This is a genomic window from Achromobacter marplatensis (assembly GCF_049060505.1).
GTDB lineage: Bacteria > Pseudomonadota > Gammaproteobacteria > Burkholderiales > Burkholderiaceae_B > Achromobacter > Achromobacter marplatensis_A.
Genome location: NZ_JBMGRB010000015.1, coordinates 15,692 through 38,659 on the forward strand (window position 1 = coordinate 15,692; position 22,968 = coordinate 38,659).

The following is a 22,968-nucleotide window of genomic DNA, read 5'->3' on the forward strand; positions in this document are numbered from 1 at the left end:
ACCGTCCACAACATCTAAACGCCTTCACACAATGATTCGTCATCTGGTGTTTGCAGCATCGTTTGCCATCGCGGGTACTGCGGCCGCTGCGCCCTCGTTCAACTGCGCCAAAGCCACCACGCCGGTCGAAAAAGCCATTTGCGCCAACACCGCCCTGGCGGATCAGGACGCGGCCATCGCGCGGCAATACAACGCCGTGCGTGGCAAGCTGGACGCCGAGGCCGCCAAATCGCTGACTGCCGATCAACGTTATTTCCTTGGCGTGCGCGACGAGATCTATGCCGAGCCCTTCTCGGGAAGCACGCCGGTCAAAGAGATTGGCACCCGCATGGATTACCGCCTGCGTTTCCTGAAGGCCATCAATCCGCAGCCGGCTGCCGGCTTTATCGGTAAGTGGAAAAACGTCGAGGGCGAAATCGAGGTCACGCAATCCGCCGATGGCCAGTTGTCTGTGTCGGCCAATTCGTCGCAGCCTTATAACGGCCGCTGGGTGTGCGATATGAGCGGCAACGCGGTCGTCTCGGGCGACACCCTGAAAGTCGCCTATCAGGATGGCGCGCCCTGGGTGCTTGCGCTGACGCGCCGCGGCGCCGTGCTGGTGGTTCGCGAAGTCCCGCCGACAGGCGTGAAAGAAGAGGGCTTTGGCCCGCCCTTCTGCGGCATGAATGGCAGCCTGTCCGGCGACTGGTTCGCGGTGCGCTGATCACACCCCGAAGGTTTCCCGGTCCGCGCGCTGAAGCTTCCGGGATCAGCGCGCGGGGCCGTCTGGCCTATTTGGCCGCGACCAGCGGGCAGCCGCCTTGTTTCAACGGACGGAACGCGTTGTCGCCCGGGATCGTGCGCAGGATCTTGTAGTAGTCCCAGCGCGCCTTGGATTCCGAGGGCTTCTTCACCTCGACCAGGTACATGTCGTGCACCAGGCGGCCGTCTTCGCGCAGGTAGGCGTTGCGGGCGAACATGTCGTCGATCTTCATGCCGCGGATCTGCTTCATGACCGCATCGCCTTCCAGCTGGTTGCTTTCCTTCACGCCCTTCAGGAAGGTCAGCACGGACGAGTAGACGCCAGCCTGCGCCATCGTCGGTACGCGTCCCTTCATGCGTGCGGCGTAGCGTTTGCTCCAGTCGCGGGTGCGCTCGTCCATGTCCCAATAAAAGCCCGTGGTCAGCACCAGGCCTTGCGCCTGCTCCAGGCCCACGCCGTCCACGTCCGTGATGAACATGAGCAGCCCGGCCAGCTTCTGTCCGCTTTTGATCAAGCCGAATTCGTTGGCCTGCTTGATCGCCATGGTGGTGTCGCCCGAGGAATTGGCCAGCGCCACGATTTCAGCTTTGGACGCTTGCGCCTGCAACAGGAACGACGAAAAGTCGTTCGAGGCGCGTGGGTGCTTGACGGCGCCCAGCGTCTGGCCGCCGGCCTGTTTGACCGCGTTTTCCGTGTCGGCCTGCAGGGCGTGGCCGAAGGCGTAGTCGGCGGTCAGGAAGTACCACTTCTTGATGCCGGATTCCGTCAGCGCGCGGCCGGTGCCATTGGCCAGCGCGTAGGTGTCGTAGGTCCATTGGGCGGTCGAGGCCGAGCACGCCTTGCCCGTCAGGTCCGACGTGCCGGCGGTCGAGGCCAGGAATGCGATGTTGGACGTGCGGGTGATCTCTTGCACGGCCAGCGCGACCGACGAGGTTGGCACGTCGACGATGGCCTTGACGTTGTCCTGGTCGATCCAGCGGCGCGCGGTGGCCGAGCCGATGTCGGCCTTGTTCTGGTGATCGCCGGAAATGACCTCGATCTTGCGGCCCAGCACGGTGGGCCCGAAGTCTTCGACCGCCATGCGGGCGGCTTCGACCGAGCCTTGCCCCGACAAGTCGGCGTTCATGCCGGACAGGTCGGTCAAGACGCCGATGCGGATGGGTTTGTCGGACTGCGCCTGCGCGGCGGGTAGCGTGAACGCGCCAGCGACGAGCAGGGCGCTAAGCAATGGTTTCATGTCTTTCCTCCTGGATGGGGTGCCCGCTCTTGGGCGGGTCTAACGGGCGGGTCTAACGGGCGGGTCTAACGGGCGGAACGGAACAGCGGACGGGGACGCCGGAACTACATCGCAGCGGCGGGGGACAGCAAGTGGCACAACAAGAATTGATCGGTCTGCGCGTGCGCATGGCGGTTCGCGTCGAACTGGGCATCGATGGCGCGTTTGGTCAGGCGCAGCGCCAGCGTGGGGCAGGCGGCCGCCTCCCGTGCGAGCTCGATAGCGGCGCGAAGCGCGTCGCCGGCAGGGGCGATGCGGTCGGCCAGGCCCCAGGCGTCGGCAGTGGCCGCATCCAGCCGCAGGTCGGTGAATAGCGCGCGCTTGGCGCGCGCCGGGCCCACCAGGCTTGCCAGGCGCGGCAGCCCGCCCCAGGCAAGCGGCAGGCCCAGGCGGACTTCCGGCAGGCGCAGGAACGCGTCGGCGCCCAGCACACGCCAATCGCACGCCAGGGCCAGCACGGCGCCGCCGCCCACCGCCGCGCCTTCGATGGCGGCAACGGTGACCTGAGGCAGGTCGCCCCAGGCGCGGCACAGCACTTCGCCGCGAGCCAGCGCGCGTTGCGTCGCCAGCGGGTCGTCATGGTTCCAGAGCGCGGGGTCTTTCAGGTCGATGCCCGCGCTGAAAAGGGCGGGCGCTCCGGTCAGCACGACGGCGCGGATCTGGTCATCGCTGGCAAGTTCGGCCGCGGCGTCGATCAGCGCGTCCATGGCCGCCAGATTCAACGCGTTGGCTTTGCCACCCCGGTCATAGCGCACCACGGCCACGCCCTTGTCCCGCTCGATTGAAACCATGCTCATTCGCTGTCCTTCGGGTTTATTTCGTGGATATACTACCAAGTATGTTGAAAGTCGCAAGACGCCGTGGGGCATCTGCCGGGGGGTGTGCGGGTAAGTCCGCATTCGCCAAGCCTGGATGGCTGCGGAAAAGTCATGAAAAATAAGCGAAATAACAAAGCGAGGAGACCGTTGATGAACGATGAGGCTCGGGCGGCCATTCCCGACCGCCAGGCGTGCGTGCTGCGCTATCTGTTGGAAAGTCAGGCAAAAAAGATACCGGACAGAATCTTTGCCCGGTTCCATGGTGGTCCGTCGTGGACCTATGCGCAGACGTTGGCGCAGGTGCGTCGGCGCGCGGCGGCGCTGCGCCGCGAAGGGGTCAGGCAAGGCGACCGCGTGCTGTGCTGGATGGGCAACGGGCCAGAGCTGCTGACCAATTGGTTCGCCATCAATTACCTGGGCGCGGTGTACGTGCCGTTGAATACGGCGCTGCGCGGGCGGCCGCTTGCGCACGTGCTGGAAAACGCGCAGGCCTCCCTGATGCTGGCGCACCGGGCGTTGGTCGGCCGCTTGCAGGCGCTGTCGCCGGGCGCGCTGACCCGCGTGTTGCTGACCGGCGAAGGCGAGACGCCCGCCGGCATGCCGTCCGCCGTGTCGTTCGCGGCGCTGGTGGATCCGACGGGCGAGCCGGCGGCCGACCTGCTGGCGACCGAGACGCCCATCGAACCGTGGGACACGCAGTCCATCATGTACACGTCGGGCACGACGGGGCTGTCCAAGGGTGTGGTCACCTCGTATGTACAGCTTTACACGATGGGGCCGGATGCGTTCGACTGCATCGCGCCGGACGATCGCTGCATGATCGCGGGCCCCATCTTCCATTGCGGCAGCACCTTGTATGTGTACGCGATGCTGGCCTGCGGCGGGTCGATCGCCATGGTGACCGAATTCCGCACGGCCGAATTCTGGGACGCGATTCGCGATACCGATAGCACGGTGGTGCTGCTGCTGGGCGTGATGGCCAACTTCCTGCTCAAGCAGCCGCCGTCGCCGCGCGACCGCGAGCACACCTTGAAGAAGGCGTTCATCGTGCCGTTCGGCGAAGACGCGCCGGCGTTTCAGGCGCGTTTTGGCGTGGACCTATACACGGTCTACAACATGACCGAGATTGCCAGCCCCTTGAGCGCGGGCCCTGGGCTGACGGAGGCGGGGCGCTGCGGCAAGCCGCGCCCGTGGTTCGAGCTGCGGGTGGGCGATGCGCAGGACCGCGCGGTGCCCGACGGCCAGGTCGGCGAGCTGCTGATCCGCTCGCATCGGCCCTGGGCCTTGTTTTCCGGCTACTACCGCAACGCGGAAGCCACAGCCGCGTCGATGCGCAATGGCTGGTTCCACACGGGCGACGCCTTCCGGCGCGACAGCGAGGGCACGTTCTTTTTCGTGGACCGGTTGAAGGATGTGATTCGCCGGCGCGGCGAGAACATTTCGTCATTCGAGCTGGAGGGCGAGATCTGCGCGCATCCCGCCGTGCGCGAGGCGGTCGCCGTGGCGGTGCCCAGCGAACACGGGGAAGACGAGGTGCTGGCGGTGGTGACGGCCGTGGATGGCGCCGACATCGAGCCCGCCACGCTGGTCAATTGGCTGGCGGAGCGGGTGCCGCACTACATGGTGCCCCGCTATGTGCGCGTCGTCGAGGAGTTGCCGAAGACCGCTAGCGGCAAGCTGCAAAAGCATGTGCTGCGCAGCGAGGGGCTGGCCGACGGCACGTGGGACCGCGATGCTGCCGGGATCCGGTTGCGTCGCGAACGGTTGGCGTGAAGCGGAGGCGGGCGGCTTGCCGCGGCAGGGCAAGCCGCTTGTCTCAGGGGCGCGCGCCCAGTCCGGCGATGATGGTGTGGACGACCTTGCCCGCGAGAATCTCGCGGTCGTCGCGCGTTTCCCCCAGGCGCGGCCGGTACCAGACGGCTAGCCAGTTGATGGCGCCCAACGCCGCCTTGACCGCGACGGAGACGTCGTCGATGGCCAGAGAGCCGTCTTCCACGCCCTCGTAGGCCACGCGCTTGAACAGCGCTTCGAAGTCGTCGCGGATGGTCATGAGTTCGGCCAGCGTCTGGCGCTGGGCCGGCGTGGTGGCGCCCAGGCGGTGCATGTGCACGCCCTGCACGACGACCGTCTCGAATGCCAGGTTCTCCATCATCGACAGCGCGTGGTGCTTGAGCATCAGCGCCAAGCGATGGGCGGCGGTGCCTTTTTCCTTCATTGCCGGGCGCACGGCCTCGAAATTGCGCCGCATGCCTTCGCGGTGCACGTCGAAGAACAGGTCGGTTTTGGACCGGTAGTAGTGATAGACCCGGCCCTTGGTGGCGCCCAGCCGGCGCGCGACGTCGTCGATGCTGGATGCGTGGAACCCTTGCTCCATAAAGCACTCGGCCGCGGCCGTCAGCAGTTCGATGTTGCCCATGCCGTCATCGCGTGCAGCCGTCACCGTAGGTTCCCCATTCATGCGCTTCTACTCCATCCATGCGTTGCGGCAAAGCGCCAGTTTAGCCAATTGCCCGCAGGCGTATCGTTTGGCGGGCGGGGCGTCGCACGTGGACGGGTGCTGCCGACCCGCTGTACAAACCCGAAAAACGAAGTTTATACTACTCGGTATGTTTTTATGGATCTAAGACCGTTAAAACGCGAGTCCGTGCCAAAGCGCGCGGTCTTCCCTTCGTTATTCCTTGCCGCCCCATGACCACAGCTCTCGTTCAAGCCGCTTGCAGTCCCCAGGCCCTGGCCGACCAGGTGTCGCAGGAAATTGGCGTGTCGGAATGGGTGACCATTTCGCAGGCGCAGGTGGACCGGTTCGCGGACGCCACCGGCGACCACCAGTTCATCCATGTGGACCCGGCGCGCGCCGCGCGGGAAAGCGCGTTCGGCGGGCCGATCGCGCACGGCTTCCTGTCTCTGTCGTTGCTGACGGCGTTGAGCCAGAAGGTGTTGCCCGCCTTCGAGGGCGCCATCGGCATCAACTACGGCTTCGACAAAGTCCGCTTCCTGACGCCGGTGCCGCTTGGCGCGCGGGTGCGCGGCCGTTTCGTGCTGAGCGAGTTCACGCCGCGCAACGCGCGCGAGTTCACCACCCGGTATGCCGTCACCGTCGAGATCGAGGGCGCGGCGCGCCCCGCGCTGGTGGCCGACTGGATCACCATGACCATTCTTCAAGGATGACCCCCATGAGCATTCGTTTCGATGAACGCGTCGCCATCGTGACCGGCGCCGGCCAGGGGCTGGGCCGCAGCCACGCGCTGCAACTGGCGGCGCGCGGCTGCCGGGTCGTGGTGAATGATTTCGGGGGCGCGGCCGAGGCGGTCGCCGACGAAATCCGATCCGCGGGCGGCCAAGCCATCGCCGATGGCGGCAATGTCTGCGACAGCGCCGCGGTGGACGCCATGACGGCGCGCGCGATGAACGCCTGGGGACGCGTCGACATCCTGATCAATAATGCCGGCATCCTGCGCGACAAGACCTTCGCCAAGATGAGCGCCGACGACTTCAATGCGGTCGTGGATGTGCACCTGTTGGGCTCGGCCAATTGCGCGCGCGCCGTCTGGCCGATCATGCGCGAGCAGCGCTACGGCCGCATCCTGATGACCACGTCCACGTCGGGCATGTACGGCAACTTTGGTCAGTCGAACTATGGCGCGGCGAAGGCCGGCGTGGTGGGCCTGATGAACGTGCTGCATCTGGAGGGCCAGAAGCACGGCATTCACGTCAACGCGCTGGTGCCCACCGCCGCCACCCGCATGACGGCCGCCATGTTCGACGCCGATGCACTACGTGCGCTGGACCCGGCGCATGTCACGCCCGCCGCGCTGTTCCTGGTGGCCGAGGGCGCGCCCAGCCGCGTCGCGCTCTTGGCGGGCGCCGGCACCTATGCGCGGCTGGCCATCGTTGAAAGCGAAGGCGTGTACTTCCCGGAAGGCGAGCGCACGCCCGAAAACATCGCCGCGCACTTCGACGAGATCGCCAGCCTGGCCCGCCTGATCGAGCCGCCCGAGGGCCTGGCGCACGTCGCCCGCATTCTCAAGCGCGCGCAGGAGGCGGCATGAGCGGCGCGGCCCCATCCCAGCCGCAGCGCGCCGCGCCGCATGTCCGTAGCGACTATCCGCGCCTGCTGGCGATGACGACGCGCCTGCGCGACATCGATGTCTACGGCCACATGAATAACGTGGTCTACAACGAGTACTTCGATACGGCCGTCAACCAGACCCTGGTGGAACTGGGCGTGCTGGATTTGAACAACAGTGAAGTGATCGGCCTGGTGGTGCATAGCCAGACGTCGTACTTCCGGCCCGTGTCGTTTCCCGATCGGGTGGTGCTGGGCTTACGCGTGGGACGGCTGGGCCGCACCAGCGTGACCTACGAGTTCGCGCTGTTTCGCGGCGACGATGACACCGCGGCCGCGCAGGGCAGCTACACCCACGCCTACGTCGAGCGCGCCAGCAGCCGGCCGGTGGAATTGCCGCCCGATTTGCGGCGCGCGCTGGAGCCGCTGGCGGGCAATTCCGCGCAGGCTTGAACGACCTTGGGGGAGCGACCGTGATCGACCACACCCTGCCTCGCGTCACGTATTCCAACATCCACACCGATTTCTCGGCGGTGCACGACTTGCTGGACAAGCGCTTGCCCGATTTCGAATCGCGCATGCTGGGGCTGGACCATCGCCATCGCTTCGATGGCCGCGCGGTGGCGGGCGAGCCGTTGCAGGAATCGTATTCGCCGATTGACCATTGGCTGCTGATCGGGCGCTTTCCCAGCGCCGGCGCCCAGACGGTCGACCAGGCGGTGGCCTGCGCCCGGCACGCGCAGCCGGCCTGGGCGGCGCAGGGCTGGGCGGCACGCATCGCCACGCTGCGCCGGCTGGCGATGGTGCTGTCCGAGCGCAAGTATGACTTTGCCATGGCGACGATGATCGAGATCGGCAAATCCCGCCTGGAGGCGCTGGGCGAGGCCGAGGAAGCCGTCGACCTGATCCGCTACTACTGTGATCAGGCCGAACGTAGCGATGGCTACCGGCAGCCGCTGGCGCGTGCCTTTGACAACGAAAGCACGCACGACGTGTTGCGCCCCTATGGCGTGTTCGCGGTGATCGCGCCGTTTAATTTTCCGCTGGCCTTGTCCGTGAACATGGTGTGCGCGGCGCTGCTGGCGGGCAATTCGGTGGTCTACAAGCCCTCGCCGCGCGCCGCGTTGACGGGGGCGCTGCTATTGAGCGCCTACGATGGCGCGGGCGTGCCGCCCGGTTGCGTGAACGGGCTGTTCGGCGGCGCGCAGACGGGCGCCATGCTGGCGCATCACGCGGGCATCGACGGTTACGCGTTCACGGGCAGCCTGGAAGTGGGCATGGATCTGTTGCAGGCCGTGGCCGCGGGCCGCCACGCGCGCCCCGTCATTGCCGAGATGGGCGGAAAGAACCCTACTTACGTCACAGCCAGCGCCGACCTGGACACGGCGGTGCAGGGCGTGCTGCGTTCCGCTTTCGGCTTGCAGGGGCAGAAGTGTTCGGCCGGCTCGAAGGTCTACGCGCACGCGTCCGTGCACGATGCTTTTCTGGAACGCCTTCGCGCCGCCACCGAAGACGTGTCCGTGGGCGACCCGCGCGAACGCGGGATTTTCATGGGGCCGCTGATCGACGAAGCGGCATGGCGACGCTATCGGACGGCCTGCGAAGACATCAGGGCGTCGGGCCGGTTGCTGGCGGGCGGACGCCGTCTGAGCGCGGGCGAACTGGCCTATGGGCATTATGTGCGGCCCGCCGTGGCGGCCGGCCTGCCCGCCGACCATCGCTTGAACTGCAAAGAACTGTTCCTGCCGGTCGTTTCCGTGTTGCCGTTCACTGATCTGCATGCCGCGATCGACGACGGCAATGCCGTCGACTACGGCCTGACGGCCGGCTGCTACGCCGAAGACCAGGACGAGATCGACCTGTTCCTGGCCCGTGCCCACGCCGGCGCCTTGTACGTGAACCGCGCCAGCGGCGCGACCACGGGCGCTTGGCCGGGCATCCAGACGTTTTGCGGCTGGAAGGGGTCGGGCATGACCGGCAAGGGCGGCCTGGGGCCGTACTACGTCGCCCAATTCGCACGCGAACAATGCCACACCATCTGGCATCGCTGAAACACAGGGAACCACCATGAGAGAAGCCGTCATCGTTTCAACCGCCCGCACGCCGATCGGCCGGGCCTATCGCGGCGCGTTCAACGACACGACGGCGCCCACGCTGGGCGGTCACGCGATTTCGCATGCCGTGGCGCGCGCTGGGCTGGCGCCTGGCGAGGTCGAAGACGTGATTCTTGGCGCCGCCTTGCAGCAGGGGACGACGCACATGAACGTGGCGCGCCAGGCGGCATTGCGCGCGGGCTTGCCGGCGCAAGTCGCCGCGATGACGCTGGACCGCCAATGCGCCTCCGGGCTGATGGCGATCGCGACGGCGGCCAGGCAGGTGACTCAGGAAGGCATGGACATCGTGGTGGCTGGCGGCCTGGAGTCGATCTCGCTGGTGCAGAACGACACCATGAACCGGCACCGTTGGTTCGACGACGCCTTGATGCGCGAGCAGCCCGAGATTTTCATGAGCATGCTGGAAACGGCCGAGATCGTGGCCAGCCGCTACGGCATCCCGCGCGCGGCGCAGGATGCCTATGCGTTGCGCTCGCAACAGCGCACCGCCGCCGCGCAGGCCGCCGGGCGCTTCGATGACGAGATCGTGCCCTTAAGCGCCGTCATGCTGGCGACCGACCGCGCGACGGGTCACACCTCGGCCCAGCCGGTGACCCTGACGCGCGACGAAGGCAACCGCCCCGAGACCTCGTTGGACAGCCTGGCGAAGCTTGCGCCCGTCTTCAAGAACGGTCAGCGGCTGGAGGCCGGCCAGTACATTACCGCCGGCAACTCGTCGCAGTTGTCGGACGGCGCGTCGGCCTGCGTGGTGATGGAAGCCGCCGAAGCGCGTCGGCGGGGGCTGGCGCCGCTGGGCACGTACCGGGGCATGGCGGTTGCCGGCTGCGGTCCGGAAGAAATGGGGATTGGACCCGTGTTGGCCGTGCCCCGTTTGTTGGCGCGGCACGGCTTGACCGTGGACGACATCGGTCTGTGGGAGCTGAACGAGGCCTTTGCCTGCCAGGTGCTTTATTGCCGCGATCAGCTGGGTATTCCGGACGATCGCCTGAACGTCAACGGCGGCGCCATCGCGATTGGCCATCCGTATGGCATGTCGGGCGCGCGCATGGCGGGGCATGCGCTGATCGAGGGCCGCCGGCGCGGGGTGCGCTATGCGGTGGTGACGATGTGCGTGGGTGGCGGCATGGGCGCGGCCGGCCTGTTCGAAATCACCGGCTAAGCGCCCGCCCGATGGGCGCTATTTCGCGGTGTTCTCGTCGTCGATGGTCAGCCCGCCGTCTTTCATGATGCCTTGGGCGATCTCTTCGGCGGACTTGCCGGCAAAGCCATGTTCACCGGCGGTGATGCGGAAGCTGTCGCCTGCCAGCGGGCTTTGCAGCGTGGCCGACGTCAGCAGCACGCCGTTTGAACGCAGCTGAATGCGCTTGCCCACGCGGTTGCGCGTGAAGTCGGCCAAGGCCTTCTGGCTGTCGGGCTTCAAGGCCACATCCACGACGCGGGCGCCGGTATGCGGATCGGCGCCGGGCGTGGCGCTTGCCGCCTGCAAGGTAACGGTTTCGGCCTGCGCGGCCCAGGGCAGCGATACGGCGATGACGGCCGCGCAGGCCAGATGCTTGATAGAGGGCATGGCTGTCTCCTTCGGCTGGGCGATGGCTCCATCCTAGCCGAAGTGGCGCCGGACGACGAGGTCAGGGTTGTCCCGGCGGGCGCACGCCCAGCGCGCGCAGCATGTCGGGCACGCCCTGCAACGGCGGCATGCCCGGCGGATTGCGGGCGGCGTCGTTCAGCACGGCGGCCCATTCGCGCGGATCCGGCGGTTCGCCCATGCGCACCCGCAGGTCCAGCAGGTCCAGCGCGGCGCGGCGGTGGCCGGCGTCCGCCGCGTCGCGGAACAGGCGTTCGGCCACGTTGTAGTTCTTGGGTACGCCCCGCCCCATGCCGGCCAGTTCGCCCAGGTAGGTCTGCGCCGGAGCGAAGCCCTGGTCCGCGGCACGCTGATACCAATGGGCCGCCAGCTTGTAGTCCTGCTGCACGTGTTCGCCGTTTTCGGCGATGAGGCCCAGCGTGGTCATGGCGACCACGTCGCCGGCCAGGGCACGGGCCTGCAACGAGGCAAACCGGGGCTCGTCCAGGTATTGCGCACCGCGTTCGATTTCGTATTCCCACGCGCTCATGCGCGCCTTGATCAGGTCGCGTCCCAGCGTGGGCGAGGGGCCGCGCCCCACTTGTCCACCCCTACCGCCCGTGCCGCCCGGCACCGCGGGCGTCTGGCCGTCGGCCAGCGTCGTGAACGTGACGGTGCCGACCAGGCTGCTGGCGTAGTGCGGGATCTGGCGGTAAGCAGTGGCGACCTGGACGTCGCCCGTCAATTGCTTGAAGAAGTTCTCAACCGGGGCAGAGGCGGCCAGCGTGTCCAGCCCTTGCGCGAAGTAGTACGCGTAGGGGCTGTGGCGCGGGCCTTCGCTGCCGAATCCGTCTTCGGCCGTGGCGCCGGGCTGCGTGGAAAACGCGATGAGCTCACCGCCCGCAGGCACGGTGTGGACGAGCCCGGCCGCCGACGCGCCGCGTGTCAGGTTGGTTCGGCAGGCGTCCAACACCATCAGCCGCGCGCGGATGTTCGCGCGACGCAATGCCTGCGATACGCGTTTCAGGCTTAGCGATCCTTGTTGGGCCGTGCGGATGCGGACCTCGCCCACGGCCACCGGCAGCTCTACGCCGAACAAATAGTTCACGTCATCCACGGCCACGGCGTGTCCGGCGAAGTACACCAGCGCCAGATCCGCGTCCTGGGCCCGCGCGGCGAACGCGTCGACGGCGGCTTCCATCTGCGTGGTGGTCAGATCCGTCAGCAGGGTGACGTCGATATCGCGCTTGCGCAGCGTTTCCGCGATCAGGCGCGCGTCGTTGACCGGGTTGATCAGCGCGTTGACGGGCACGGCGTAGCGCGCATTGCCGATCACCAGCGCGTGCCGGCGTCGAGAAGGGACCGGCGCCGGCGCGGTGGCCGTGGCAGGGGCGGCAGCGGTGGGGGCGGCAAGGGCGCCGGCGTGCATCGGCAACAGGCCGGCGCCCAACAGCACGGCGAGCAGCCGTCGGCGCGTCAGGGGCGCGGCGGCGGGGGGCAAGGGTGTCTTCATGCGTGGGACCTCAAGGCCGGGGGCAGGCGCCCGCCGGGCCGGCGGTTGCGGACAGCACGCCCAGCGCGGCGGCGGCGTCGTGCAGCGAGGATTCGCGCACGGCGCTCAACATGTAGCGGCCATCCGCATCCGGGCCATCGACGATGGACACGGCGAACTGGGACAAGGTGTTGCGCAGCTGCTTGGCGGTAAGCGTGTCGGGCAGGTCCACCACCAACCGTGGGCAGGAGCCGCCGCCGCGCGTCAGCACGTCCCCGGGCGCGAGCGCATCAAGGGGCGCCTGCTGCGCCACCATCACGGCCAGCGTGACCGCCAGCGCCCAGCCCAGCGGCATCAACGGGCTGGCGGGCGTGGGCCACAGCCATTGCCACAGGCGGCGCGCGCGGGATAGCGGAGGCGGCGCAGGCCGCGGGCGTTCGGCCAGCGCGCGTAGAAACGCGGAATCTCGGTCGGCTCGGCCGATGTCGTTGTGCGCCATCTGGCGCGCCTGCGCCAGGTTGCGCCATTCTTCGACTTCGGCCCGTAACGCGGGGTCGCGCGCCATGTCGGCGTCGAAGGCGCGGCGGGCGTCGTCGTCGAGCTCGCCCGACAGATAGGACAGTACTCGGTCTTCAGACATGATCAGTCCATTCCTTTGCGCGTGCATTCGGCCACAAGCTTGCGCGCGGCATGCAGACGGCTCTTGACGGTCGGGACATGCAGGTCCTGCTGCCGCGCGATCTGTTCCATGGGAACCTCGTCCAAATACAGGAACATCGTGGCGCGCAGGGTATCGCTGAGTTTGTTCAAGCAATCCCGCATGCGCTTGATGAGCGACAGGTGCTCGTAGGCGTGTGCGGGGTCGGTGAACGGCGACGGGTCGCCCACGTCTTCGGCGGGGTCGAAGACGTTGTCGTCCTCTTCGCCTGCCCGCGCGGGCCCCGTCCATCTGACTTCATGGCGCGTGCGCCGATGCATCTGGATCAATTCGTGCAGCGAACCCCGGTACAGGTAGCCGCCCAGCTTGCTCACGGCCAATTCGTGCGCCGCCCACCCGCCGGCCGGCTGGCCGTGTTGGAAGCCTTCATCCCGGAACGTGCGCGTTTGCAGGAATTTCATGAGCGCGTTATTGAAGGCGTCCACCACGCCTTCCGGCGAGGTGTTGAAGAATTTCTTGCGCAGCTTCAGCGTGATGTGCTGCTCTGCCTTGTTGCGAAATTCCAGCGCGTAGCGCGGATCGGCATGCATGATGCGGAGCAGCGCGTCGACGTTGTTGATCACGTAGCGCTTAGGATCGAGCGAGTTCATGGTTCAGATTCTTGATGTCGAACTGGACGCGGAACGTCAGCCCATCGGCGGAAAATGCCGCAGCCCTCCAGTGCGAAGGCTGCGGCACCTTAGCCGCGCGGGGGCGGAAAATCAAGCGCGGCGCCGCAGCACGGCAATGCCGCGCACGGTGAAGGCCACGGCGATGGCCAACGACAGGTAGAAGCCGAAACCGAAGCTCAGGCTGCTCCACAATGACGACGCCATGTCGCCGGCCATGTTGCGGCTGGCGCGTGAATTGCCCATGAATCCGGCGAATTGACGCGTGGCGTTCATCATTTCGCGCACCTGCGAAGCGACGCCGGCCAGAGCGATCCCCCATAGGGCCAGTGGCAAGAAGTAGCCCAGGCGGGCCGCGCGCTGGGGCAGCAGGGACGGCAGCAGCGGGCCAACCACGGCCAGCAGCCACAACAACGCATAGATGCCGGCGCCCGTGCCTTGCGAGCCCCGGACGTCGCCGCCGTTCTGCAGGCGCAGCAGGTCATAGAAGCTGAGGCTGGCGTTCGAGCCCATGATGCGTACCGTGATCACGGCCAGCACCGTGGTGGCCAGCAGGAACAGCAGCGCGCCCGCGGCGTCGCCACGGTTGACGCGTTGGGCGGCGGTGGCGGCCCAGCGTGCGCCGTGGATCTTGGCCTGGTTCAATACGTTGCGTGCCTCTTTGCCTTGCATGGTCTTTCCTTTTTTTGGTTGAGGGCGGGATGCCTGTATCCGTAGCTATGCGTGGTGGCCGAAAAGGTTCGATTTATTTTTCGATGAATATTTTTCGAACCTTTTTCCGCCGGGCGCGTAGCAGGGGGCAAGGGCGCGGATTTTCCCGTCGCCATCCACCCTTACGGAGAGTCGAATCATGTCCAACCCCACCGCCCTGACTGCCCTGTACCAAACCGTGGTCCAAGAAGAACTGGGCCTGGTCGCCCGCATCGACGACGACGGCGATGTGCTGTTCCGCCACCCCGACCTGGGCACCATGTACTTCAGCCTGAGCGAGACCGACCCGGAGTTCCTGCGCCTGGTCTACCCCAGCTTCGTGGACGCCGACGAGCTGGGCCTGAGCCGTGTGCAACTGCTGGAAATCCTCAACGCGGTGAATAACCGTTGCAAGGCCGTCAAGCTGACGTTGCAGCAGGACCAGGGCCCGAAGGCCGGCCGCGTGTCGGCGTCGCTGGAGAGTTTTGTGGCCGCGTCCAACACCTTGCCCACCGAAGCGCTGTTGCGCGCCATCGCGACGCGCTGCGTGTCCACCATCCGCCATAGCGCGGGTGAACTGGTGAAAGATGCGCTGGAACACAAGCAGGCCGCCACCGATTGAGCGCCGCGCTGGCAAGACGCAATTGAAACAACCCTGGCCCTGCGCTGTAACCTTGAGATACATTGCAGGGCTTTGACGGAAACCGCGCCCGGCTGGCGCCCGGTTTCCCGCCACCACAATGATGTCGATGCGCCCGTTCTTATTCCGTTCGTTGATCCTCCGCCTTGCTGCCGTGCTGTTGTTGTTGGGAGGACTGAGCGCGTGCGCGGTCAAGACCAATTCCCGAGGCGGGCTGGTCTATGGCGTCGATACCGCCGTGTTGTTCGGCACCGAGATCGGCCAGTTCCCGTTGCAGGACGGGGGGCTGGGCACGCTGCGCCGCGAAGGCAAGAACTTCTCGGTCAAGCTGTCGGGCAATCAACGCGTGGTGCCGTTGAACAACGTGGACTCGGCTCGTATCGCGCGCACCGAGAACGTGGGGCCGCGTACCGTGGTCGTCATCGAGACGCAGCGCCGCAACTGCGATTACCGCTATACCGTGCTGGCGATCGAAGGGTCCGACGTGCTGTCGTGGGATTTGGGCAACTGCCGCGACCGGCCGGCCGTGCTGGTGCAGGACGATCGCAGCGCGCTGACCTTTGATTTTCCGAAGGGCTCGAACATCGAGCGTTTCGTCTATACGCAGGACGGCCGCATGCGGCGTGGCGACGTCAAGACGGTGGCGGGCCTGAATCCGCGCGCCAAGCCTTTTGCCGATGAATCCCTGTATCCGCCGGGCTATCTGGAGTCGGTGCGTGTGCACGGCGTCTTTCCGCCGCCGGCGGCGCCCGCCGCGAAAGCGGGCAAGCCGGGCAAGACAGGAAAATCAGGCAAATCGACCCCGCCGGCCGAAAGCCAGCCGGGCGGGCAGGGCCAGACCGCAGGCCGCGTCGTTCCGCCGCCCCAGCGCGTGCCGGGTGGGGACGGGCCCGTCTCTGCCTCTGCCGCGGGCGCCGTGCCGCGCGCGGGCGGTGCTTCGCGGACGCCGGCCAAGCTGGATTTGCCTGACGAGGAAATCACCTCGACTCGTCTTGACCTGAGGGATTGACGTGCGGCAAGCCCAGATTCGCCAACTTCTTTTCCTGATCGTCCTGACCGTCGTCTATCTGAGCTTCGAGCTGGGATTCAACGCGCGCCTGCTGGACGTGGTGGGCAGCCGCGCCACGCCGCACGACATCGAAGAGCTGGAGTTCTTCGGCCGCACGCTGTCAGGCATTGCCGCGGCGCTGGTGGTGCTGCAACTGCTGCTGACCCGGCGCCTGCGCACGGGCGGCAAGCCGTCGTACTTGAAGATCGGCGTCGCCTGCGTGGTGACGGCGCTGGTGGTGTTCAGTGCCATCAAGATGCTGGTGAATGTGCTGGTCGATACGCGTGACGGCGATTTCCGCCGCATCGCCGCCAATGCCGGCTTGTTGCAGCGGTCCCTGGTGCAGGGCGACCTGCATCTGGACGGGCTGGTCGACGACGACGTTTATGCGCGGCCCGAGGGCAAGGCGTTCCTGGCCGTGTTCCAGGTGCTGCTGTCCAATATCGATAACCTGGACGAGAAGGTCGAACCCAAGAAGCGACAGGTGATCCGCACTGATCTTCAACGCCAGATGAAGACCTTCAGCTTCGACGGCCGCGACGTCCGCATGACGGCGCCGGGCATCCGCGGCTATCACCAGGTCTATACCAGCGTGATGCAGTCCGTCGCCGACCGCTGGAAGCAATATGCCGGCGTGCCGGTGGCAAACGATATCGGACTGGCGCGCGAACAGGACCGGGCCTGGAGCGATTACCGCAGGAATCTGTCGCGACGCGGCTGGACGCCCGAGAACGTGCCCGCGCGCTATCAGGCCCGCGTGGTGCAGGACGTGCGCAAACGCATCCCCGTGCCGGGCGGCTGGCAGCCCCATGACCGCGCGACGTTCAACGAGGCCGTCGCGCAGCAATACTGGAAGACGATGCGCAGCCGCACCGTCCAGGTGGAGGGCGACGCGATTCCGCCGGGCCTGTCTTACGAAGACTTCGTGGCGCGCCCTGGCGTGCAGAAGCTGCTGCGGCAGACCCTGATGGTGCCGGTGGGTGTAGGCGTGGCGTCCAACTACACCGATGCCGCCAGCTTCAAGCGGCTGTACGACGCCATGCTGGATCACGCCGTGGACGAAGCGATGCCGCGTTTCTCCGCCAAGAGCGAAGATTTCGGTCGCGGCGGCCAGCACTACAAACTGGGCCAGGACGCCGCGCGGGCGGCGATCGTGCCGCCGGTGGCCCTGCTGTTCTCCTTGCTGGGCGCGGTGGGCCACTTCGCCAAGCTGCTGTATCTGATCGCCAAGCTGGCCGTATGGCTGCGCACGCCCGCCGGGCATGAGCCGGGCCGCGCCGCGACACGCGCGGCAGGCTTGGCGTTGGTGTTGACGCTGGCATGCGTCTGGACCGCGTTTTCCTTCATGCAGAACGGCGTGACAAACAGCGAGCTATTCCAGCAGATGTCGCGCGGCGAGTCCGGGGGCGACGGCGAATCGGTGGGCCAGGCGCTGCGCCGCCGCGTGCTGGCCAACATTGCGCACGTGGTGGTGGTGGGGCAGGCCTATACCTATCCCTTCAACGAAGCCGTGCGCACGCGCGTGTTGGGCGGCATGAAGTACGGATACCACGGCGATGCGGACTAAGCGTTCGAGGCCGCGCTAGCGGAACGGCTGCGGGTTGATGTTCGGGTTTTTCCCTATTTGCATACGTATGCAAGGATTCGAAAGTGGGCTCACTTGATGTGAACCCCTAACGTTTGCAGGGCAAAAAGACCATGATCCGCTATCTGAAGCGCGGCCGGACCGCCGCCGTGAAGACCGACGACGACGCTAAAGTGCGCGCTACCGTCGAAGACATCATCCGCGACATCGAAACCCGTGGCGACGACGCCGTCCGGGACTACAGCCGCAAGTTCGACAACTGGGATCCCGCCGACTTCCGCCTGTCGCGCGCCGAGATCGAAGCGGCCCGCAAGCAATTGTCGGCGCGCGAGATCGAAGACATTACGTTCGCCCAGGCGCAGGTACGCAACTTCGCCCAGATCCAGCGGGATTCGATGCGCGACGTGGAAGTAGAGACCTACCCGGGCGTGGTGCTGGGCCACAAGCACGTGCCCATGAATGCCGTGGGCTGTTATATCCCCGGTGGTAAATACCCGCTGCTGGCCTCCGCGCACATGAGCGTGCTGACGGCCAAGGTGGCCGGCGTGAAGCGCGTTGTTTCCACCGCGCCGCCTTACCAGGGCAAGCCGCATCCGGCCATCGTGACCGCGATGGATATGGCCGGGGCCGACGAGATCCTGGTGCTGGGCGGCGTGCAGGCCGTGGTGGCGATGGCCGTCGGAACGCCCAGCGTGGCGCCGGTGGATATGCTGGTCGGCCCGGGCAACATGTTCGTGGCGGAGGCCAAGCGGCAGTTGTATGGCCGTGTCGGCATCGACCTTTTTGCGGGGCCCACCGAGACGCTGGTGATCGCCGACGACAGCGTGGATGGCGAGCTGTGCGCGGTCGACCTGCTGGGTCAAGCCGAACACGGGCCCACGTCGCCCGCGGTGCTGCTTACCAATAGTGAGCAACTCGCGCGGGACACGCTGGCCGAAGTCGAACGCCAATTGGGCATCCTGCCGACGCGCGGTATTGCCGCCCAGGCTTGGGCGGAGTGCGGCGAAGTCATTGTGTGCGATACCGTCGAAGAAATGTTGCAGGTAGCGGACGACCTTGCCTTCGAACACGTGCAGGTCATGACACGCGACCCGGATTATTTCCTCTGCAACATGACCAACTATGGCGCGCTTTTCCTGGGCCCCCGCACCAATGTCAGTTTTGGCGACAAGGTAATCGGCACCAACCACACGCTGCCCACCAACCGGAACGCCCGCTACACGGGCGGACTCTGGGTAGGGAAATTCCTGAAGACCTGCACCTATCAGCGGGTGCTGACGGATGCGGCCAGCGCCACGATGGGCGAATACTGCTCACGCCTGTGCCACATGGAGAACTTCGCCGGCCACGGCGAGCAGGCCAATATCCGCGTTCGCCGTTACGGCAACCGGCCCGACCTGGCCTGGTACCAGCCGGTCGAGGCGCAGGCATGATTGCGCTGCCCAAAGGACCGGGCTTCCGCCTGGACGGACGCCGAGCCCTGGTGACGGGCGGCAGCGGCGGCATTGGCTTGGCCGCAGCGGCCGCGCTGGGGCGCGCTGGCGCGCATGTGACGGTGGCGGCCCGGCGCGAACCCGAGTTGGCGCAGGTCTGCGAAGCGCTGCGCGCCGAGGCCATTGACTGCGCCGCACTGGTGTTGGATGTGACGGATTCCGCCGCCGTCGATCAGGCGATCGCCGCAGGCGGGCCGTTCGATATTCTGGTGAACAACGCGGGGATGAATCGTCCCAAGCCGTTGGTAGAGCAGTCCGACGAAGATATCGACGCGGTGCTGGAGCTGAATGTGAAGGCGGCGTTCTACACCAGCCGCGCGGTGGCGCGACGGCTGTTGACGGAAGGCATGCCCGGCTCGATCATCAACGTGTCGTCGCAGATGGGGCATGTGGGCAGCCCCCGGCGCACCTTGTACTGCGCAAGCAAGCATGCGCTTGAAGGCATGACGCGCGCGCTGGCATGGGAACTGGGCACGGCGGGAATCCGCGTGAATACCGTGTGCCCGACCTTCATCGAAACGCCCATGACGGCCGGCATGCTGGAGCAGCCCGGATTCCGCGACTGGGTGTGCGCGCGCAACGCGCTGGGCCGCGTGGGACGGTTGGACGAAGTGATGGGCGCCATCGTATTCCTGGCCAGCGATGCGTCCAGCCTGATGACCGGCAGCGCGCTGATGCTGGACGCGGGATGGACGGCCGCATGAAGAGCGCGCCGCGCGCCCAGGACGTGGCGGATCTGGCCGGCGTTTCGCAGTCCGCCGTCAGCCGCACCTTTACCCCTGGGGCCAGCGTCTCGGAAGAGACGCGCCGCAAGGTGCTTGCCGCCGCGCAGAAGCTGGGATACCGGCCCAACGCGCTGGCCCGTAGCCTGATTACGCGGCGCAGCCGCATCGTGGCGCTGGTGATGAGCTATCTGGAGAACCAGTTCTATCCGCTGGTGATCGAAAAGCTCTCGCAAAAGCTGCAGAAAGAGGGCTACCACGTGCTGATGTTCATCGCGGAAGTCGATGAGGCGGCCGACGGCGTGCTGGCGGAAATCCTGCAATATCAAGTGGACGGGATTGTCATGGCGTCGGCCATGCTGTCCTCGAACGTGGCGCGCAGCTGCGCGGAGGTCGGCGTGCCGGTGGTGCAGTTCAACCGGGTGTCCATCCTGGGCGGGCTGGCGCGGCATGCAAGCAGCTCGGTCACGTCCGACAACTACGCGGGCGGCCAGATGGCGGCGCAGTTGCTGGCCGCGCGCGGCTATCGGCGGTTTGGCTATCTGGCGGGCCTGGAAGATTCTTCGACCAGTATTGAGCGTGAACGCGGCTACCGCGATGGGCTGCGCGAACTGGGCCATGCCGTGCACCGGCGTGAAGCCGGCCACTACGATTTTGATCGGGCGCAGGCCGCCGTGCGCCGGATGTTCGCCGACGATGCGCCCGACGCGTTGTTCGCCGGCAATGACCACATGGCGATCGCGGCGCTGGATGTGCTGCGCCAGGAACTTCGCCTGCGCGTCCCGGAGGACGTCGCCGTCGTGGGCTTTGACGATGTGCCGCAGGCTTCGTGGGGCGCCTACCGCCTGACGACAATTCGCCAACAGGTCGAGCCGATGGTCGAGGCCACTGTCGGCTTGCTGCGCGAACAGATGCAAGCGGAATTGCGCCCACGCGACATTGTCGTGCCATGCAGCCTGATTGAACGCGCCACCGTCCGGGCTGGGCCGTGAAACGATTTTCTTAGCACCACCATGAAAGCGCGCGCAGATCGCGCTTATGACGACTCGCAGGAGACACACGCATGCGCAGCATTTTTGTACGGACCCTGACCGCCGTTGCGGCGATCGGGCTGACCGCCTCTCTGGCCCACGCCCAAGGCGGCGCGCCGGCATGGCCAGCCAAGACCATTCGTTATGTGGTGCCGTTTTCGCCGGGAGGCGTATCGGACGGCGTCGCGCGCTTGATGGCGGAACAACTAAGCGCCCGGCTGGGGCAGTCGGTGATCGTGGAGAACAAGCCCGGCGTGTCCGGCATCGTGGGCACGCAGTTAGTGGCCCGCGCGGAGCCGGACGGCTACACGCTGGTGGGCGGCACCATCACCACGCATGCCGTGAATCCGTTCTTCATCAAGTCGCTTGGCTATGATCCCGTAAAGGATTTCACGCCCGTGGCGCTGGTGGGCATGGTCAGCAATGCGTTGGTGGTGCGCGCCGACAGCCCCTTCAATACGGTGCAGCAGGTTATCGACGCCGCGCGCGCGAAGCCCGACGAGCTGACCTACGGCACGGCGGGGGCGGGCACGTCGCAGCACCTGTCGGGCCAGCTTTTTCAGTCCATCTCCGGGACGCGGCTGCGGCAGATCGTTTACAAGGGCGGCTCGCAATCCATGGTGGACCTGATCGGCGGCCAGATCGACATGGTGTTTGAAACCGTGGCGGCGGCCCGCCCGATGATCGATTCCAAACGCGTCAAAGTGCTGGGCGTGACGTCGGCCACGCCGCTGGCGGATTTGCCCGGGGTGAAACCCCTGGCGGAGCTGGGATTGCCGGGATTCCAAATGCAGTCCTGGCAGGGCATCTTCGCGCCCGCCTCCACGCCCGCGCCGGTGGTCGATCGCCTGGCCCGCGAAGTGGCGGCCATCTTGGCCAGCCCGGATGTGCGCGCCAAGCTGATGATGCTGGGCGTGGCGCCGGACGGCCGCGGTTCTGCGCCATTTGCGCAATTCCAGCGCAGCGAAATCGATAAATGGGGCAAGGTGATCAAGGACGCCGGCATCCAGGCCGACTGATCCCCGCGTGTGACCTATCCCAGGAGACTTGCATGACCGATTCCCGTTTTCCGCTCGACGGCCGTCTGCCGGATATGCTGCGCAGCGGCAAGCCGTTGCGGGGCCTGTTCAACGGTTTGCCCAGCCCGGCCATCGTCGAGATGTGCGCCTACGCCGGGTTTGATTTCATCATCCTCGACAACGAACACGGCAGCGCCGACTTTGGCGTGACCGAACACATGCTGCGCGCGGCCCGGGCGGCAGGCATCGCGTCCGTGGTGCGCTGCTTTGAACACGATTTGCCGCGCATCCTGGACATGGGGGCCGGTGCGGTGCAGGTGCCGATGGTGGAAAGCGCCGAGCAGGCGCGGCGGCTGGTCTCTTTGGTTCGCTATCCGCCCCTGGGCCGCCGAGGAAGCGCCTTCAGCACGCGGGCGGCCGGTTATGGCGCATTTGGCGGCGCCGGCCACACGCAGCGCAGCAACGACGGCATTGCTTTCATCGCCATGATCGAAACACCCGACGCCATCGCCGCTGCCGCGGAGATTGCGGCGGTAGAGGGCGTGGACGCCGTGTTTATCGGGCCGAATGACCTGGCGCACGCGATGGGCCATGGCAGCGACTGGACGGCGGCGCCTGTGCAACGCGCCATCGAACAGGGGCTCAACGCCATCGCATCCGCGGGAAAGTGCCCCGGCATTATCGCGCTGACGCCCGCCGACGAGGAAAAATACGGCGCATTCGGCGCCCGCTATTTCGCCAACGTTTCGACCAGCATCATTACCCGCGCGCTGGCGCAGGCAGCGTCCGCCGGGCGTGACGCGCAGTTGCGGTATTGACCCTGGCGGCCTGGCGGGGAATCCGCCTACACTTGCCGGTCTTGTTCCCGCCTACCTACGCCAAGGAAACCCCATGACCGCACGTGCCGCCTGGCTCCTGTCCTGCCTGCTTTTCGCGGGCGCCGCCCACGCCGGGTCCGCGCCGGCCGAACTGTCCTGCGTGTCGGAAAGCGGCAAAGTGGCGCTGAAGGGGGTGATCCCGTCGCCGTCGTCAGAGGAGCTGAATATCAAACTCAGCTATTTCGACGCGGCCTTGACGTTCACTTCGGATACCGCCACCAGCAACTACCTGGTGGCGGACTTTCCGCAATCGGTGTTCACGCTGCTGGTGCCGTCCGGGGACACGGCGTTGACGCTCTATGCATTGCCGTCCAGCGTGGCGGTTGAAAAGAACGCCACCGGAGACATCGTGGGCACGTTCCAGGCCAAGCTGACGGCGCCTCGGCCGCGTTCGGCCGCCGGCGTGCAGAACGACACCCCGTTGAAGGCCACGCTGAAATGCGATTACCGCTATTCGCTGTAGT

The 22,968-nt window shown here is 66.5% G+C and carries 24 protein-coding genes; 16 read left to right on the forward strand and 8 right to left on the reverse strand.

The window, feature by feature from the left end:
- The first annotated feature begins 31 nt into the window (after positions 1–31).
- The gene (locus ACI0FO_RS27700) at positions 32–703 is read left to right on the forward strand and encodes a lysozyme inhibitor LprI family protein (protein ID WP_416031802.1); all 672 of its coding nucleotides are present in this window, start codon (positions 32–34) and stop codon (positions 701–703) included.
- Between the two features lie 67 nt (positions 704–770).
- Here the strand turns inward: ACI0FO_RS27700 and ACI0FO_RS27705 are convergent, their stop codons facing one another.
- Together ACI0FO_RS27705 and ACI0FO_RS27710 are read right to left on the reverse strand one after the other, a co-directional pair.
- Positions 771–1,979 (reverse strand): ABC transporter substrate-binding protein, encoded by a 1,209-nt coding sequence (locus tag ACI0FO_RS27705; protein ID WP_416031803.1) that lies wholly within the window; start codon positions 1,977–1,979, stop codon positions 771–773.
- Positions 1,980–2,083: 104 nt separating this feature from the next.
- On the reverse strand, positions 2,084–2,815 hold the full coding sequence (locus ACI0FO_RS27710; protein WP_416031804.1) for an enoyl-CoA hydratase/isomerase family protein: 732 nt from the start codon (positions 2,813–2,815) through the stop codon (positions 2,084–2,086).
- Between the two features lie 171 nt (positions 2,816–2,986).
- Between ACI0FO_RS27710 and ACI0FO_RS27715 the strand changes: the two genes are divergently transcribed.
- Positions 2,987–4,609 carry an AMP-binding protein gene (locus tag ACI0FO_RS27715; RefSeq protein ID WP_416031805.1) on the forward strand — a complete coding sequence of 541 codons (1,623 nt, stop codon included), beginning with the start codon at positions 2,987–2,989 and terminating at the stop codon, positions 4,607–4,609.
- A gap of 43 nt (positions 4,610–4,652) precedes the next feature.
- Here the strand turns inward: ACI0FO_RS27715 and ACI0FO_RS27720 are convergent, their stop codons facing one another.
- Complete coding sequence (locus tag ACI0FO_RS27720) at positions 4,653–5,294, reverse strand: TetR/AcrR family transcriptional regulator (protein WP_105558799.1); 642 nt, start codon at positions 5,292–5,294, stop codon at positions 4,653–4,655.
- Between the two features lie 230 nt (positions 5,295–5,524).
- Here ACI0FO_RS27720 and ACI0FO_RS27725 point away from each other — a divergent pair, with 230 nt between their 5' ends.
- Genes ACI0FO_RS27725 through ACI0FO_RS27745 form a run of 5 tightly spaced genes read left to right on the forward strand, consistent with a single transcriptional unit; the run spans position 5,525 to position 10,175 of the window.
- Complete coding sequence (locus ACI0FO_RS27725) at positions 5,525–6,004, forward strand: MaoC family dehydratase (RefSeq protein WP_416031806.1); 480 nt, start codon at positions 5,525–5,527, stop codon at positions 6,002–6,004.
- Between the two features lie 5 nt (positions 6,005–6,009).
- Positions 6,010–6,885, forward strand: a complete 876-nt coding sequence (locus ACI0FO_RS27730) for an SDR family NAD(P)-dependent oxidoreductase (RefSeq protein WP_416031807.1) — start codon at positions 6,010–6,012, stop codon at positions 6,883–6,885.
- Positions 6,882–7,355 (forward strand): acyl-CoA thioesterase, encoded by a 474-nt coding sequence (locus tag ACI0FO_RS27735; protein ID WP_416031808.1) that lies wholly within the window; start codon positions 6,882–6,884, stop codon positions 7,353–7,355. The genes ACI0FO_RS27730 and ACI0FO_RS27735 overlap by 4 nt, the downstream gene beginning before the upstream one ends.
- 20 nt (positions 7,356–7,375) lie before the next feature.
- On the forward strand, positions 7,376–8,953 hold the full coding sequence (locus ACI0FO_RS27740) for an aldehyde dehydrogenase family protein (RefSeq protein ID WP_416031809.1): 1,578 nt from the start codon (positions 7,376–7,378) through the stop codon (positions 8,951–8,953).
- 16 nt (positions 8,954–8,969) lie between these two features.
- The gene (locus ACI0FO_RS27745; protein WP_416031810.1) at positions 8,970–10,175 is read left to right on the forward strand and encodes an acetyl-CoA C-acyltransferase; all 1,206 of its coding nucleotides are present in this window, start codon (positions 8,970–8,972) and stop codon (positions 10,173–10,175) included.
- A gap of 18 nt (positions 10,176–10,193) precedes the next feature.
- Here the strand turns inward: ACI0FO_RS27745 and ACI0FO_RS27750 are convergent, their stop codons facing one another.
- The 5 genes from ACI0FO_RS27750 to ACI0FO_RS27770 form a co-directional block, all read right to left on the reverse strand.
- Positions 10,194–10,583: a SecDF P1 head subdomain-containing protein gene (locus ACI0FO_RS27750; RefSeq protein ID WP_416031811.1), complete on the reverse strand. Its 390-nt coding sequence runs from the start codon at positions 10,581–10,583 to the stop codon at positions 10,194–10,196.
- A 61-nt stretch (positions 10,584–10,644) separates the two neighbouring features.
- Entirely contained in the window at positions 10,645–12,093 is a 1,449-nt protein-coding gene (locus ACI0FO_RS27755; protein ID WP_416031812.1) for a caspase family protein, read from the reverse strand.
- A 10-nt stretch (positions 12,094–12,103) separates the two neighbouring features.
- Complete coding sequence (locus ACI0FO_RS27760) at positions 12,104–12,712, reverse strand: hypothetical protein (protein ID WP_416031813.1); 609 nt, start codon at positions 12,710–12,712, stop codon at positions 12,104–12,106.
- A gap of 2 nt (positions 12,713–12,714) precedes the next feature.
- Positions 12,715–13,380: an RNA polymerase sigma factor gene (locus ACI0FO_RS27765; RefSeq protein ID WP_416031814.1), complete on the reverse strand. Its 666-nt coding sequence runs from the start codon at positions 13,378–13,380 to the stop codon at positions 12,715–12,717.
- 111 nt (positions 13,381–13,491) lie between these two features.
- The gene (locus tag ACI0FO_RS27770; RefSeq protein ID WP_416031815.1) at positions 13,492–14,070 is read right to left on the reverse strand and encodes a hypothetical protein; all 579 of its coding nucleotides are present in this window, start codon (positions 14,068–14,070) and stop codon (positions 13,492–13,494) included.
- 178 nt (positions 14,071–14,248) lie between these two features.
- On the opposite strand from ACI0FO_RS27770, the gene ACI0FO_RS27775 reads away from it, so the two are divergent.
- From ACI0FO_RS27775 to ACI0FO_RS27815, 9 genes are all read left to right on the forward strand, one after another.
- Positions 14,249–14,710, forward strand: a complete 462-nt coding sequence (locus tag ACI0FO_RS27775) for a hypothetical protein (protein ID WP_416031816.1) — start codon at positions 14,249–14,251, stop codon at positions 14,708–14,710.
- A gap of 127 nt (positions 14,711–14,837) precedes the next feature.
- Positions 14,838–15,737, forward strand: a complete 900-nt coding sequence (locus ACI0FO_RS27780) for a hypothetical protein (protein ID WP_416031817.1) — start codon at positions 14,838–14,840, stop codon at positions 15,735–15,737.
- Position 15,738: 1 nt separating this feature from the next.
- Entirely contained in the window at positions 15,739–17,343 is a 1,605-nt protein-coding gene (locus ACI0FO_RS27785) for a hypothetical protein (protein ID WP_416031818.1), read from the forward strand.
- A gap of 131 nt (positions 17,344–17,474) precedes the next feature.
- Positions 17,475–18,794 (forward strand): histidinol dehydrogenase, encoded by a 1,320-nt coding sequence (gene hisD / locus ACI0FO_RS27790; RefSeq protein ID WP_416031819.1) that lies wholly within the window; start codon positions 17,475–17,477, stop codon positions 18,792–18,794.
- Positions 18,791–19,558 (forward strand): SDR family NAD(P)-dependent oxidoreductase, encoded by a 768-nt coding sequence (locus ACI0FO_RS27795; protein ID WP_416031820.1) that lies wholly within the window; start codon positions 18,791–18,793, stop codon positions 19,556–19,558. Before hisD ends, ACI0FO_RS27795 begins: the two co-directional genes overlap by 4 nt.
- Positions 19,555–20,568 carry a LacI family DNA-binding transcriptional regulator gene (locus ACI0FO_RS27800; protein ID WP_416031821.1) on the forward strand — a complete coding sequence of 338 codons (1,014 nt, stop codon included), beginning with the start codon at positions 19,555–19,557 and terminating at the stop codon, positions 20,566–20,568. The genes ACI0FO_RS27795 and ACI0FO_RS27800 overlap by 4 nt, the downstream gene beginning before the upstream one ends.
- A 71-nt stretch (positions 20,569–20,639) precedes the next feature.
- Positions 20,640–21,626 (forward strand): Bug family tripartite tricarboxylate transporter substrate binding protein, encoded by a 987-nt coding sequence (locus ACI0FO_RS27805; RefSeq protein WP_416031822.1) that lies wholly within the window; start codon positions 20,640–20,642, stop codon positions 21,624–21,626.
- Positions 21,627–21,658: 32 nt separating this feature from the next.
- Positions 21,659–22,444 (forward strand): HpcH/HpaI aldolase family protein, encoded by a 786-nt coding sequence (locus tag ACI0FO_RS27810; RefSeq protein ID WP_416031823.1) that lies wholly within the window; start codon positions 21,659–21,661, stop codon positions 22,442–22,444.
- Between the two features lie 73 nt (positions 22,445–22,517).
- Entirely contained in the window at positions 22,518–22,967 is a 450-nt protein-coding gene (locus ACI0FO_RS27815; protein ID WP_416031824.1) for a hypothetical protein, read from the forward strand.
- The last annotated feature ends 1 nt before the right edge of the window (position 22,968 follow it).